At 38.2% G+C, this 14511-nt stretch carries 11 protein-coding genes and 2 rRNA genes; 9 read left to right on the top strand and 4 right to left on the bottom strand.

Annotation, left to right across the window (positions count from 1 at the left end; all coding sequences use genetic code 11):
* Both EHQ47_RS19420 and EHQ47_RS19415 read left to right on the top strand, forming a co-directional pair.
* The coding region (locus EHQ47_RS19420; RefSeq protein WP_135777918.1) for an energy transducer TonB family protein at positions 1 to 1601 on the top strand (1601 nt) is incomplete at its 5' end.
* The gene (locus EHQ47_RS19415) at positions 1598 to 2338 is read left to right on the top strand and encodes a PrsW family glutamic-type intramembrane protease (protein WP_135777916.1); all 741 of its coding nucleotides are present in this window, start codon (positions 1598 to 1600) and stop codon (positions 2336 to 2338) included. The genes EHQ47_RS19420 and EHQ47_RS19415, both read left to right, overlap by 4 nt.
* Before the next feature lie 118 nt (positions 2339 to 2456).
* Here the strand turns inward: EHQ47_RS19415 and EHQ47_RS19410 are convergent, their stop codons facing one another.
* Entirely contained in the window at positions 2457 to 2921 is a 465-nt protein-coding gene (locus tag EHQ47_RS19410) for a GyrI-like domain-containing protein (protein WP_135749177.1), read from the bottom strand.
* A gap of 91 nt (positions 2922 to 3012) precedes the next feature.
* On the opposite strand from EHQ47_RS19410, the gene rrf (EHQ47_RS19405) reads away from it, so the two are divergent.
* Positions 3013 to 3129 (top strand): 5S ribosomal RNA (rrf, locus tag EHQ47_RS19405).
* 778 nt (positions 3130 to 3907) lie between these two features.
* Here the strand turns inward: rrf (EHQ47_RS19405) and EHQ47_RS19400 are convergent.
* The 3 genes from EHQ47_RS19400 to EHQ47_RS19390 are packed head-to-tail and all read right to left on the bottom strand — an operon-like array spanning position 3908 to position 5652.
* Positions 3908 to 4537: a hypothetical protein gene (locus EHQ47_RS19400; RefSeq protein WP_135749954.1), complete on the bottom strand. Its 630-nt coding sequence runs from the start codon at positions 4535 to 4537 to the stop codon at positions 3908 to 3910.
* On the bottom strand, positions 4538 to 5014 hold the full coding sequence (locus EHQ47_RS19395) for a VOC family protein (protein ID WP_135777914.1): 477 nt from the start codon (positions 5012 to 5014) through the stop codon (positions 4538 to 4540).
* Between the two features lie 8 nt (positions 5015 to 5022).
* Positions 5023 to 5652 (bottom strand): TetR/AcrR family transcriptional regulator, encoded by a 630-nt coding sequence (locus EHQ47_RS19390; RefSeq protein WP_135777911.1) that lies wholly within the window; start codon positions 5650 to 5652, stop codon positions 5023 to 5025.
* 186 nt (positions 5653 to 5838) lie between these two features.
* On the opposite strand from EHQ47_RS19390, the gene EHQ47_RS19385 reads away from it, so the two are divergent.
* From EHQ47_RS19385 to EHQ47_RS19355, 6 genes are all read left to right on the top strand, one after another.
* On the top strand, positions 5839 to 7371 hold the full coding sequence (locus EHQ47_RS19385) for a phytoene desaturase family protein (RefSeq protein ID WP_135777909.1): 1533 nt from the start codon (positions 5839 to 5841) through the stop codon (positions 7369 to 7371).
* A 57-nt stretch (positions 7372 to 7428) separates the two neighbouring features.
* Positions 7429 to 8613, top strand: a complete 1185-nt coding sequence (locus EHQ47_RS19380; protein WP_135777907.1) for an FAD-binding oxidoreductase — start codon at positions 7429 to 7431, stop codon at positions 8611 to 8613.
* A 139-nt stretch (positions 8614 to 8752) separates the two neighbouring features.
* Positions 8753 to 10288 (top strand): hypothetical protein, encoded by a 1536-nt coding sequence (locus EHQ47_RS19375; protein ID WP_135777906.1) that lies wholly within the window; start codon positions 8753 to 8755, stop codon positions 10286 to 10288.
* A 272-nt stretch (positions 10289 to 10560) separates the two neighbouring features.
* Entirely contained in the window at positions 10561 to 11508 is a 948-nt protein-coding gene (locus EHQ47_RS19365; protein ID WP_135747797.1) for a hypothetical protein, read from the top strand.
* Positions 11509 to 11564: 56 nt separating this feature from the next.
* Positions 11565 to 11681: ribosomal RNA gene (rrf, locus tag EHQ47_RS19360) — 5S ribosomal RNA — on the top strand.
* Positions 11682 to 12537: 856 nt separating this feature from the next.
* Positions 12538 to 14496, top strand: coding sequence for a PAS domain-containing hybrid sensor histidine kinase/response regulator (locus EHQ47_RS19355; protein WP_135749470.1), 1959 nt, complete (start codon positions 12538 to 12540; stop codon positions 14494 to 14496).
* Positions 14497 to 14511: the final 15 nt, after the last annotated feature.

The raw sequence follows: 14511 nt of genomic DNA, 5'->3' as shown, positions 1-14511 counted from the left end.
TTGTGCACAGGTCGGGACTCGAATGGGAGGCAGTCATCAATGAATTTTTGGCAAAGGATTCTCGGGGCCTCCAGCTAAAGTTTGGATTTGTGGTCATCTGTTTTCTTTTGCTGCTAACAAACTACTTTCATAGCCACAAAAGAAACAAAAAAAGAGAATCCATCCGAACGGCAAGGTTACAAACGGAACATCCTTATGGAAGAATCCGCACTGAGATGCGAATTCGCGATTCCAAGTTTGATACTTTGTTGTTAGTATTGTTTCTTGCCCTTCTTCTCAATTTTGCATTCCAATACCTTTCTGAAAAATTACATCCCAACAAATCACTTTCTCCGTTGGCACCGCTTGTGGATGTATACCAGTTTGTTTTTAATTATTCGATTTCACTTTGTATCCTTTTGTTTAGTTTCAATCGAAACAAAATTCCTTCGTTGATTGCAAAACCTTATCTACGTTATATGGAAGGAATCCGTATCCGCGAAAGGTGGAAAGCAGCCGTTGTCTCACAAGGAAAATTCCCATTCCGATTAGAACTTATCGTCAAAGAAAAAGCAAAATTCCGAGATCATATCCTTCCTGGATTCGGGCATATTTATGTTTATGAGTATTGGCGTGGGTTTCCTATTTTATTTTTAACTTTGTTACTTTTTTTATTTTCTGCCGTTTGGGTGTTTTCCTATTTAAGTCCCATTTTTGGGATTCAGTTTTTGGCAGGGTTTGGATTAAAACCAGGAGTTCCTGATAAAGATTTTTTTATTTCGTCACAAAACATTGCCTATGCGGGGTTTTCTGTATTAGCACTTGTGGGAATTTACTTTTACTCCTCATACTTACTCGAAAAATCGTTTAGTTTAGAAAACTTAGGAGTTAAAGAAGATAAAGTAGGTGAGTCAGAACCCTTTTTCAAACCTGGGCTACGAAAAGGTTTCCGAAATGTTTTGCCACTTTCTTTACTCTTTCATTTGATTTTGATCTCTCTTGTTTTTCTGATCCCGATCACTTTGCAACGTGGTAAAAAGAAAGAACAGTCCTCACAAAAGAATGATCACTTTCGTCCAGAAAAAATGGAGTTCTATTTCATCGATCCCAATGTCCCTGATGATACGAGAGGATTAAATGGGGGAATTGTTACCGGGAATGAAACGGAAAACAAAGAGAAGGGCGAAAAGATTTCCAACGAAAAAGTAGCGGACAATGGCCCGGTCAAAGGTTATATCAAAAAAATTAAAGGTAAAAAAGTTCCGCCAACTTACTCCAATTATATTTCTGCAAAAATGAGAATCCCAGAAAGTTATATGGACTACTGGGCCAAAGCTCCTCATCCATATTCTTCTGTGGTTGCTTATACCATTACCCAAGATGGGGATGTGATTGATGTGGAACTTGTGGAAGCATCTGATTATCCAGATCAGGACTTACGCACTTTACAACTTGTAGAAAGTTTGGGTCCACTAATGCCACCACCAGGAACCAAAAACGACATTCGTGTGACGGAACTTTTTTGGAATGGACCGATTGATCCTGAGTTTGTTCCCACACAATTACAAAAAGAAATGATCAATTTATTTGACGGGCGTTATATGGAAGAGTTACCAGAATGAAAGAAATTGGACCCATTGATTATTTGATTGGATCATTCACGATTCTTCCTTGGGCAATCGTCATTTGGAAGGCATACAAACCTAAAAAAGGTTGGCAGGAAGTATTGGGTATCTTTTTGGCTTTGTTCTTTGGTTGGTTGTCCACAGATTTAATTCTTAGACTACATCCCATCCTTTGGCCAGAAACAGATTTTATGCCAAAGAAAAAAGTAAGTATGTTAACTCAAACTGCTCATTTGGCATTTATCCAAGCAGGGATCACTGAAGAGACATTTAAGATTTTTTTTATTATGGTTTTGTCTTTTGTTTTAGGTTATGATAAAAAAACAAAAACCTTTTCTCCTAATGTGGTTTTGTTTGGATCTTTTGTGGCAATGGGATTTTCTTTTATTGAAAACACTCATTACATTGCAAGAGAGCCGGACGAAAAAAAATTCGACCTCTTCGTTGCACGAACCGTTCATTCTTCCAATATCCATTTGCTGATCAATCTCTGTTTTTCTTTGTTTTTATTGAAGAGCAATTTGAAAATTGATAATGCCAACAAACGTTTGTACATTGCATTGGGATTTGCTTTGGCCGTTATGCAACATGGGGTTGTCGACTTTTTATTAATCCCAGGTTCTATCATTGGCCTTTGGATTGCTACTTCCCTTTTCGTTGGGATTTGGGTTTGGACCGTAAACGATTGGCGGGAACTAGTGGTGGATAGAAAACACCAATCAACTGAAATCTAAACAAATGTTTTTCAGAGCGTAATTCTAATTTCAAAAGACTTGCTATCGAACCACCTAAGCAAATGCGAGTGACGAATATTATTTTTGTGAATTAAAAAAAGTGAGACATCCCTTTTTACTACTTTGTAGATAAAAAAACTCTGATCCCTGCTTCCGAATATTCTTCCCAATCTGTTTGGTAGGTTCTGATTTTGGGAATTTCTGGATGGTTCCAAATCTCTGCCCAAAATTTAGGGACAACTTCTTCTGGTGCTCCCGGTTGGATTTGAAAATAACGACCGTTTTGTGGTCCGACGTGCACTATCTCCATTCCTGGTAATAACTTTGTGTTTGTTTCGACAGCATAACCTAACAAAAAATCATAAGCCCCATTTTCATCTGATGCATAGTTGAAATAAACTGCAAAAAGTGGATCATACTTTCGAAACATCTCCATTTGTTTTGGAATGTCTTCTTTGTAAAACCGAGAGTAGATTGATGGTATTTTGATATCAGCATCACCAGGGGCATTTGAAGTCCGGATTTTGAGGCCCATCACCGTGAAATTTTCAGTTTTTACCAATGGTTCCGTCAATTCAGGCATAAAGAAAAAGTTTCAGTTTCCTAAAAAAACGCAACCTTTTCTTAATGAAAGGTTTGACTAACCGAACCTCTCTGTACACATGGTAATTACTCCTGGTGATTATGGAGAGAAGGCCATACCCGTTCCCATTCCGAACACGGAAGTCAAGCTTCTCATCGCCGATGGTACTATTGGGTTCGCTCAATGGGAGAGTAGGACATTGCCGGGTTAGCAATTATAGTTTATTAAGGCGTTCATGAAAGTGAGCGCCTTTTTTGTTTGTGGGTGTTCTGTTTTTGCCGGCTGCCGTCCGCGACTATTCGCTAGGCAAGCAGAGCTTGCTCCGCGAATGTCGCCTGCTCGTTCCCTACGGGTCACTGCGCAGCATTGCGGGTTAAAATTTTTTTCTGTCTATAAGTATAAATCCTTTTTTATCAATCTACCGCTAGTTACCAATTGTTCGCGAAATGACAGGCTTGCGACCCATAGGGAGCAAGACTCGGACACTCGCCCGCGGAGCGGAACAGCGAGTGGGGCGGGAAGTAGGATATTGCCGGGTTAGCACTCATATACGATAACGAAGCGTGGACTTAGGTTCACGCTTTTTTTATTTGTGGGTGCTCTGTGTGGTCCGGCTAATGTCCGCGACTCGCAGTAGCGGTCGCTGCCTCAAAAATAGAGCAAGGTGTCTTGCTCTATTTTTTCCGGCATGATTGCCGGGTGGATTTATCACAAAACCTTCATGGCTTTCAACGATTAGCTGCTCGTTTCCTACGGGTCACTGCGCAGCATTGCCGGGTAGATTTTTTTTCTATCTATAAATATAAATCCTTTTTTATCAATCTACCATTAGTTACCAATTGTTCGCGAAATGGGTGAGGCTTCGTTAGGAAGCCGAAGCCTGCCAGGATTTTTCGGAAAGAAAAATAGGGGGGCGATAGCATTAGATTGAGCAAGGCGGAATGGACAGTCGTATGGTTTTTTGATATAATAAGAGTTAGATGGTTTTATGCGGCTTCTGACAATTCGATTGTATAATTAATATTTATTTGTGATTTAATTTTGAAATTTATTTTTCTTGAATGGGCAGGATTACATGATTGATCGAAATAAATTAGAATGCGTTTTCTTGGGAGCTCTGTGATTTCGACGTTAGCCATCTTCGGTTGAAATTCAAATTGGTATTTTTCTTCTGGAAATTTTGGATAAATATTTTCTCTCTTCCCGCGAACAAGGACGAATTTGATATAATCATAACGATAAATTATGTATTTGGTAGCTTTACAATCTGGATTATCAATTTCGATTTCGTTTATTTGGTTTAAATCTTCTAATCCATTTTCTGCGAATACTTCGATGATAAATGCGAAGTTGGTTATTTTAATATCTTTGTAAATTTCTTCCAAATTTTTATTAAAGTTTGGGTTTAGTGAAGAGAAGTTATTTATATCAAATAAAGCTAATTCTAAATTTTGGTCGCTAAGTTTAAAAACAGACAATTTGTATTTACTATCGTCAGTTGGATTTTTAGACTCATGGATCCTGACCGATAGATCTGAATTGATGCCAGGTGAAAGTATAAACCGAGTGCAGTTTGAGATGAAAACAAAAAACAAAACAGGATAAATTAGTTTCATTCAGTTCTCTAAAATATCCGTTGCTGTTTGGGTTCCGATTTGTTCGGCAAGCCCAATGAGGATTCCCTCAACTCCACGAATATAACAGAGTTTATATATATTTTCAAATATAACCACATCGCCAACGAGCGTGGCTCCATGTTTTTCTAAGCGAGATAACAATTCGTCTAGGTTGTCCACTCTAAACATAATACGAAGATAACCAAGAGAATTGACTGGAGCTGTTCTGTGGTCAGCGATTGTTTTTGGTGATATAAATTGAGATAGTTCTATGCGAGTGTGTCCGTCTGGGGTCACCATCATTGCAATCTCTACTTCCTGATTCTTAAGTCCTGTGACTTGCCCTGCCCATTCACCTGCAACGACCATTCTTCCTTCCAGTGTTAGTCCAATTTCTTGAAAAAAAGAAATAGCGTTGTCGATTGATTCCACAACGATTCCGACGTTATGCATTTCTAATAATTTACTTTTTGTCATAGTTTTTTTTATCCTAGATCCACTGAGGAACTAACGGTTGCTTTGAATAATTGGATCACATCCATTCCTTCCGGAAGGACTAAGTGTCCATCGATGGCAAGAGAAGCAATTCCATGTACAGTAGCCCAAGCTCCAAGTGCTCTGGCATGAGCTAATTTTTTACTAACTTTTTCATTTGCAAAGGCAGCAAACAACAAACGAAAGGGACGTTGTGAACTCACCCAAATCTCTCTTTCGTGTGGATCTGAACCCATTTTTTTTTCCAAATCAATTTGGCTCATCATCAATCGGTAAAGGTTGGGACTTGCGATTGCAAAATGGATGTATTCCACACCGTAATGATAGGCCATCATTCGACCTTGGACTTTCGGATGTTTTTTTTGGGCCGCAAGCATATTCGCAGCCAGTTCATTATACCCGGATGCGGCTACCGACTGTAGTAATTCTTGTTTCCCTTTAAAGTGAGCATAGGGGGCCATATGTGTGACACCAATGGCAGAAGCGATAGATCGTAAAGAAAGGGCATCGGCCCCTTGGTTTTGCAACAAGCTTCGCGCAGCAGATATAAGGGCAGGGCGAAGGTCACCGTGATGGTAGGAACTGGTAGGTTTGTCTATTTTCACTTTTTTCCCGGCCATTACAACCTAGTAGGGCCCAATGCTTCCGTTGTAAATTCTTTTCAGTAAAGGTTTCAAAAGAGACGTAACGTGAATTTTGATGCGAAGGGGTGGAGATTTAAAAAATCGGGACAAGAAAAAAGGTTGCAATCTTTACAGTGTAAAGATTGGGTGTTCTTCATAAGGATTACCCTGTGGAGAATAAAAATGTCTCATTATGACACTGTTGTAATTGGTGCCGGTAACGCCGGTTTAATGGCCGCTACTCGATTGCAGCGAGAAGGTTCAAAAACTTTGTTACTCGAGAGGCATAACGTCCCTGGTGGTTGTGCAACCTCCTTTGTGAGAGGAGATTTTGAATTTGAAGTGGCCCTCCATCAACTCAGCGGGGTGGGAACAGAATCAAATCCATTTATCATGCGCCGTGTCTTTGAAGAACTTGGTGTTCTGGATAAAATAGTTTTAGTTCAAGAAGAAGAACTCTATCGTATTGTGATACCTGGAAAATTAGATGTTACATTGCCTGCCGATTGGGAAGAATTAAAAAACCATTTAAAGAGTCTTTTTCCAGAAGAAGGGAATTCGATTGATCGTTTTTTTACTCTTAGTGAAGCCGTTGTGAATGAGTATTATTTTATTTTGCCGAGAGTTAGGTTATCCAACGATCAGGAAAAAATTCGAACAAAATGTCCAAATTTCTCATCTTACGGCCTTCGTTCCACAACCGATGTATTAAATGAATTTTTTAAGAATGAAGATCTCATTAGTGTCATCACACCTTATTGGAGTTATGTTGGTATACCTACAACGGACTTGGTTTTTGCTGAATTCATAGGTATGGTATTTTTTTATTGTGTTTATAAACCTTGGCATATCAAAGGCGGTTCCCAAATGCTTTCGAGTGCGCTACTTAATTCTTTTGAAGAAGCAGGTGGGGAAGTTCGTTTTCATTGCGCAGCAGAAAAAATTCTCACAGAGAACGGAGCTGTGCGAGCTGTTCTTCTCGAAACAGGAGAGACTGTCACTTGCGATGCTGTTGTATCGAACGCAAGTCCTCTTATCACTTACCATGAAATGTTAGATTTAGAAACGCCTCCTTCTGTTTTAAAAGATTTCCAATCAAGAAGGATGGGCGTTTCAGCCGTTTGCCTTTATTTGGGTTTGGATTGTCCTCCTGAAGAATTAGGCTTCACAACTGCTTCCACTTTTGTAATGACAACTTCTAATGCAGAGGTCAATGAAGATCGTATGTATACTTTGGATGCTCCTGATTGGGGAATGGTAACTTGTTATAATTTTATTGATTTGGAACTTGCTCCAAAAGGAAAATCGGTAGTCACTCTTGTTGCCTTACAATATGGAGAAGCGTGGAAGGATATACTTCCTGAACAATATATTTCCACAAAATATGAGTTTGGTGATAAACTAATTGATCTTGTTGAAAAGGCATATCCTAAAATTAGAGCACATATTGAAAAGGCAGAAGTTGCCACACCAATGACGATGATGCGTTATCTGAATACACCGGGTGGGGCCATATATGGTTTCAAACAAATGTTACAAGATGGACATTTGTTTCGTGAATCTTTGGATGCAATTGATGGACTTTATTCTGCCAGCAGTTGGACCAGTATGGGTGGGTTCCAACCAACCTATTTGAATGGTTATTATACTGCACGGAAAATTTTAAAACGTTCGAACATCCATCGTAAATCAAAAACAAATGTTACGGCTCCATGAAAAGTAAAGGATTCAACCAAATCGAACAACTCAACTTTAACTGATAGGAAATAAGATATGTTAGATAACAATAAAAAACTAGAAACAAACATTTTGAACTCTGTTGTTGGGTTCCAGGAAGCAGCTTTAAAAAAAGAGGAATTGGAAAATAAGGGTTCTAACTTTAAAGAAGAGAAGGGTCTTGTTCGACAAAAAATAAACAGTCTTCATCCAAAGCGGCTGAAACTTCGTGTAGAAGAAATTCGTGTGGATACAGTTTCAACAAAAACCTTAAAAATGGTTTCTGTTGATGGCAAAAAATTACCTCCCTTCCAGGCGGGACAGTACATCAATTTATTTGTTTCTCTTTCGGGTGTTCAAACAGCGAGACCTTATTCGATTTCTTCCTCACCAAAAGATTTAAATTCGTATGAATTGACCATCAAACGAGCAGAAGGTGGATTTGTGAGTCCATATTTGTTGGATGATGTAAAGGTTGGACAAGAATTTGAATCTAGCGGACCAATGGGTTCGTTCCATCACAATCCCCTTTTTCATGGTTTCGATTTGGTATTCCTTGCTGGTGGATCAGGGATTGCTCCTGCAATGAGTATGTTGAAATCGTTTTTGGCATCGGACAAAGACTTTCGATTCCATATCATTTATTCTAATAGTTATGAAGATGATGTAATTTTTATTGATGAACTTCGGGCATTAGCTTCTGTTCACCAAAACTTTATTTTGACCGAGTTCCTTTCTCGTCAAGTGAGTCCAAATTTTAAGGGATATCGTGGTCGATTGGATTTTAAAACATTACAAACTTTACTTCAAAATGCTCCATCAAAAATGTATTATGTATGTGGCCCCACTCCTTTTAATGAACATGTAGGAAAACTTCTTTCTGAGCTTGGAGTTAAATCGGGACGGATCTTAATCGAAAGTAATGGCCCACCTCCAAGACCCGACACAATGGAAGGTTGGCCTAATTCGCTTCTTCCTACAAAGGAAGTAAAAGTCAAAGTAGGAGATCACCAAACTTTTTTAGCGAAAGTTGGAGAACCTCTTCTGAATAGTTTAGAAAGAAATGGATATTTTACTGAGAATGCTTGTCGATCGGGTGAATGTAGTCTGTGTCGAGTGAAACTAAAATCAGGAAAAGTATTCAGCCCTCCAGAGGCTAAAATTCGAAAGTCTGATAAAAAGTTCGGATGGATTCACTCTTGTGTTGCCTTTCCTGTTACCGATATAGAGATACAACTATAAAAGACTTTTTCAAGAATTGGTGTTCTTTGTTTCATGAAACATCTTGCTTCGTGAAAGATGTTTCATTATTTTCGTAGAATAATGGACTTTTCTTTGTTTCTGGATAGATAGTTCATCTGTTTAGGAAGAAACTGATTCGATGAAGCTAAAATTTTACAAACTCTATTCTCTTCTTGTTTTGTTGTTTCTTCTTTCGAATTCTCTTTTCATCAAACCCGATCGAGATATTTTATTTTATGATGAAACAAATTACCTAGAAGGAGGAAATCAGAAATTTGCTTTTGTTGATTCCGCAGTGTATCGACTTCATTATAAAATTTTATCTAAATTTATAAAAGATCCTATCGATCGTTATTTTATTAATTTCCAACTTTTAGTATTTCTTTTTGGCGTTTGTTTCCTTTTTGTCGCACGATCAAAAAAAGAACTAATTCTGATTGTATCTTTTCTGATTCTTCTCTTTTCCAGTCGATTTTTATCAGACCTTTGGCCCTTTATTACTTTATTATCGAGTATATGGTTGGTGTTGTTATATATATCGTTTCGTGCAAATCATGATTTCCTATCCATTATCTTTTGTTTTCTTCTTGTGTTCACAAGAGTTGAGTTTTTGTGCCTATACTACTTATTGTTTTTTCTAATTTTATATAAGTCATGGGGAGTTAAAAGAAAAAAAGGATCTTTGTTTCTAAAGTTCTTTTTGTATTTATTCGGATTCATAATCATTCTCACTCATAATCCGAGCGATGGTGAAAGATCCTATATTGCATTTTGCCAACATTATGCTTTCTCAAAATTTGTAAGAAATGTATATATGGAAGATCCTTGGACTACCTGTGGTTTGCTCTTAACAAAAGATTTTGGGGATGCAAAAAATCTTTTGGATCTTTGGATGTTGAATCCTAAACATTTTGGCTTTCATCTTTTTTACAATCTGGATTTGTTTCTTAAAAAAATTCAGGAATTGTTTTTAATCCCACCTGTTGTGGGTATTGTGTTCATTTTCTCGTTTTTATTCTTTGAGATAAAAGGGTTCATTCAAATTTGTTTCCTAAGAAAAAAAAGAAAAATTGCAAACCATTTGCTTCTTTATGTTTTACTTGGAATTAGTTTTGTTACGATTTTAGTCATTTTTCCAAGGGAACATTATATCTTACACTTTTTAGTCTCGATCGTTTTGTTATCGATTCAGCAAAAAAACTTTCATAAGATTTTTCGAACTTTGAAATCCAATCCAATTTGGTTGTATTTTGTAGTTCCCATTGTTGTAGTGATTCTTCTAACTTTTTATTTCCAAAAGGCGAAAACTATTCGTTCAGTGGCACTCCGTAATCCATGTAGCAATATATTTACTCTCCAGGTGCTACGAAATTTAGAATTAAAAACTTACAATATTTTGGCATTTGATGGAAGTGTCTGCGCCTATCTTCCCAATGCCAACTGCAAACAATTTCAGATCTCTGATAAGAATGTCAGTTTCGATCAATTTTTAGAACAGAATAGAATCAACGTATTGATCCTATCTGATCACTGGGATCGAGATCAGAAATACATTAAGGATTCCGAATATCACTTTTTTATTTCCCATTCCTATAAAACAAAAACAACTGGCGACCTATTTGAACTGAACCAATTTTCCTTATGCCCCAATCGAAAAATTCTATTAAAAAAATAAACAAAAGTTTGGTTTGGGACTCGGAAAAAGCCCTTCAGAATCCAGGATTAAGTTTAGCACAGGTAATTCCAGATAGAGAGGTTTACCTCGAATCTCAAAATATTACAGAGCATAACAAGATCTTCAAAGAAAACCGCTATACATATGAAATAAGAACCTTTCATTTCGCAATGTATATGCCTTTGGAGTTTTAAGTTTTAGTTTATATTCAGTAAATTTTTCTTGAGTCAACCCTCTGCCAGTTGTTATTGGATCTAGAGGTAATTCAAATAATGAAACGTAGTCTCGTTTTTTTTCTAATGATCATATCCGCATTTACTAGTTCCGTATTTGCTCAAGGAAAAGTAGATGGAAATACATTACGATTAAAAGGTGCTTTATTTCTCGGTAGCCTTCGTCCTGACTTCGAAAAAAGGAATTTTTATAGCGACATTGTTGGTTTGGAATACAACCAAGATTGGCAAAACAATCGCGGGATGACCCTCATCAATGATTTAGGTTTTGATTATTTTCATTCTTTAAATGCAGGGATCTTAAGTAATGTTTTTTTAGGCTTACACCTAAACCGGTTTGGCCGTGGTTATGAATGGAATTCGTATTACGCAACCGGCTTGGGTATCAAAGATGCCGACTATCGTTTGCTCTATTCTGACATTAACATTGGATTTACACTTTCTCCGGTTTCCAATTTTCGAATCCTTCCCAAATATGTATTACGAAGTGTTGGTCAATCATTAGAAGGAAATTACCTCGGTGTAGGAGCTCCCGTTTACTTTGGTCAAGATACAAAAACTGCTACGGGAACCTCTGGACTTCTCGGAGTTGGTTTTGAATTCGATTTAAATGAACGTGCTACTCTCTTTGCTGATTTTCTAATTTATGGACCTTTCCTCTTAAATTCAACCGGTACTTATAATTCTGAACATTTCCGAATTTATAATAATGGCATTGTATATAACTATGCTAGCGGTGGTTACACGTTCTATTCCGAAAAGATCAGTGTTGGTGGAAGTATTGTCGTTGTACCTAAACTTCGTTTGTTTGCAAGCTTTGAAAGTGAAAGGATGACCGCTAAGTCTCAAAGTCCGATTGCCTTCAGTGTCTCTGAAAATGGACTCAGTAGCCTCGGCACTTTAATGGAATTTGTATCGGCAACGGCTGAACACAATATCCTCGTCTCCGGCTTAAAATTTGGTGTGACTTACGATTTAAATTTGTAAATTTTCTTTTAAATAGACTTGCAAATCCAGCACACTTAGAAGTAATGGTAATTACTCCTGGTGATTATGGAGAGAAGGCCATACCCGTTCCCATTCCGAACACGGAAGTCAAGCTTCTCATCGCCGATGGTACTATTGGGTTCGTTCAATGGGAGAGTAGGACATTGCCGGGTTAGCACTCATAACTCAATAAAAAAAGGCCAACCGCAAGGTTGGCTTTTTTTATGTACAAAATAAAATCCATTGAACGAACCCAATAGTACCGCTAGTCACAAATTGTTCGCGAAATGACAGGCTTGCGACCCATAGGGAGCAAGACTCGGACACTCGCCCGCGGAGCGGAACAGCGAGTGGGGGTGGAAGTAGGACATTGCCGGGTTAGCACTCATATACGATAACGAAGCGTGGACTTAGGTTCACGCTTTTTTTATTTCTGGACGCGCTGTTTTTGCCGGCTGCCGTCCGCGACTATTCGCTAGGCAAGCAGAGCTTGCTCCGCGAATGTCGCCTGCTCGTTCCCTATGGGTCACTGCGCAGCATTGCGGGTTAAAATTTTTTTCTGTCTATAAGTATAAATCCTTTTTTATCAATCTACCGCTAGTTACCAATTGTTTGCGAAATGGGTGAGGCTTCGTTAGGAAGCCGAAGCCTGCCAGGATTTTTCGGAAAGAAAAATAGGGGGCGATAGCATTAGATTGGGCAAGGTGCAGAGCTCGCCCGCGGAGCGGAATAGCGAGTGGGGGCGGGAAGTAGGATATTGCCTTAGTTCGTCATTATCGTTTATTGAAGGCGTTCAATTAGTTGAACGCCTTTTTTTATGTACAAAATAAAATCCATCGAGATGGAGGAGAGAATGGAAAGGTCCCTATTGCGCTCATTCAAATAACTTAATTTTCTAAAAAACCAATCAACTAAGGATCTCAACGCAGGGTTGAGATCTCTTTTCAGAAATAGGTAGATATACTCATGTCTACGAATTGTCGGTTATCGCTTGCACTTTTTTCGCAGGCGGTTTTTGTGATTGGAGTAATGGAAAATTTAATTCCGAGCGAGGTGTATTCTTCGCTAATCTTACAATATCTTTATGATGCGGTGATTGTTACGGATATGGAATTCCGAATCATCAATTGGAATTTAGCCGCTGAACGTATTTACGGATTCACTGCAAAAGAAGTGATCGGCCAATACACAGGTTCCATTTTAAAAACAGAACAGAATGAAACCACGAGAGAGGGTCGGATTTTGGAACTCCAAACCAATGGAATTTGGCAGGGAGAGGTATACCAATACAATAAAAATTCACAAAAATTAAAAATTCGATCTGCTGCCAGTTTTTTAAAAGATAAATCAGGACATACAATTGGGCTCATTGCGATCAACCGTGACATTACGGAAGAAAGTAAGTTCCAAGAAGAACTTGCAGATCGCGAAGAACGATTCCGCATGAGTTTTGATAATGCAGGCGTTGGAGTTTGTCTTTTGGATCTAGATGGTCGTTTTATTAGAGTGAATAAAAAACTAGAATCGATGTTAGGTTATGAATCAGACGAACTCATCGGACGAAGGTCTAATGAGTTTGCTTATGAAGAAGACAAACAGGTTTTTGATACATTTCGAGAATTGGCCCTTAGTGGTTCGAAAGAGAATATGATTTATGAAAAACGTTTTTTTTCGAAAGATCAAAATATACTTTGGGTAGAGATTTCAAATACCTTAGTGAAGGATAGGAACGGAATACCTTCCTATTTTGTGGTTCACTTAAACGATATTACAGATCGAAAAAATGCTGAGTTACATCTTCTCAATGCCAAAAAAGAAGCAGAAAGGGCAAACCAAGCAAAATCAGAATTTGTTGCCAATATGAGCCACGAGATTCGGACTCCCTTAAACGGAGTGATTGGATTTAATGAATTATTATTAACGACTCATTTAAATTCGGACCAAAGAGAGTATGTACAAAATGCAATCAGCAGTGCACACGGACTTTTGGGTATCATCAATGATGTTTTGGACTTTTCAAAGATTGAAGCTGGAAAATTGGTTCTGAATGAAGTTACATCCAATTTGGAACAAATCATCAACGATTCGTTAGGTGTTCTCAAATGGAAAGCCAATGAAAAGGGGATTGATCTCAAACTTGAAGTTGGACTCGAATTACCAAAAATTATTTTGGTGGATGCAACTAGACTACGCCAGATACTCATTAATTTGTTAGGGAATGCTGTGAAATTCACAGAAGTTGGTGGAGTGGTATTAAAAGTAAGTGCGACCCAGGCATCACCACAAAAAACAAAATTGGAATTTATCATTACCGATACAGGCATAGGAATTTCGGAAGAACAAAAAACTCATCTATTTCAATCCTTTTGGCAAGGAGAATCCAATTCAACGAGAAGGTATGGCGGGACTGGACTTGGACTACGAATCACAAAATCTTTGTTAGATTTGATGGGCGGAGAAATTGAAGTTCAATCCAAGTTGGGAATTGGAACGGAATTTCGATTTGTAATCGAATGTAGTGCAGGGGGCCAAACTTCAAACCAATCGGTCTCATCAGAAAATGAACTACAAAATGAATTATTTGCGAATATCCATCACCCCGTACTGAATGAAATTTCGCCAAAAATTTTGGTGGTGGAAGACAATGATATGAATCGTGACCTTCTCAAACGTATGATTCTGAAATACATTCCCAAGGCGCAAATTGTAGAAGCCGTAGACGGACTCGAGGGAGTTCGTTTCTTTCGAGAATCAATTCCTGATTTGGTTTTTATGGATGTCCAAATGCCTAATATGGATGGATTAGAAGCCGTCACAGAAATTCGCAAACAACCATCGGGTCAAATTGTTCCCATCATAGCACTCACCGCAGGTGCCTTGTATGAAGAACGAAAAAAATGTTTTGATGTGGGAATGGACCAATTTCTGACCAAACCGATCGATATTTTAGCCCTCAATCAAATTCTATTTCGTTATTTGAATCGATAGACCTTCGATTAGAGT

The sequence above is a fragment of the Leptospira bourretii genome (genome assembly GCF_004770145.1).
GTDB lineage: Bacteria > Spirochaetota > Leptospiria > Leptospirales > Leptospiraceae > Leptospira_A > Leptospira_A bourretii.
Note: the sequence above shows the minus strand (reverse complement) of the source record. Positions and strands in the feature narration are given on the sequence as shown.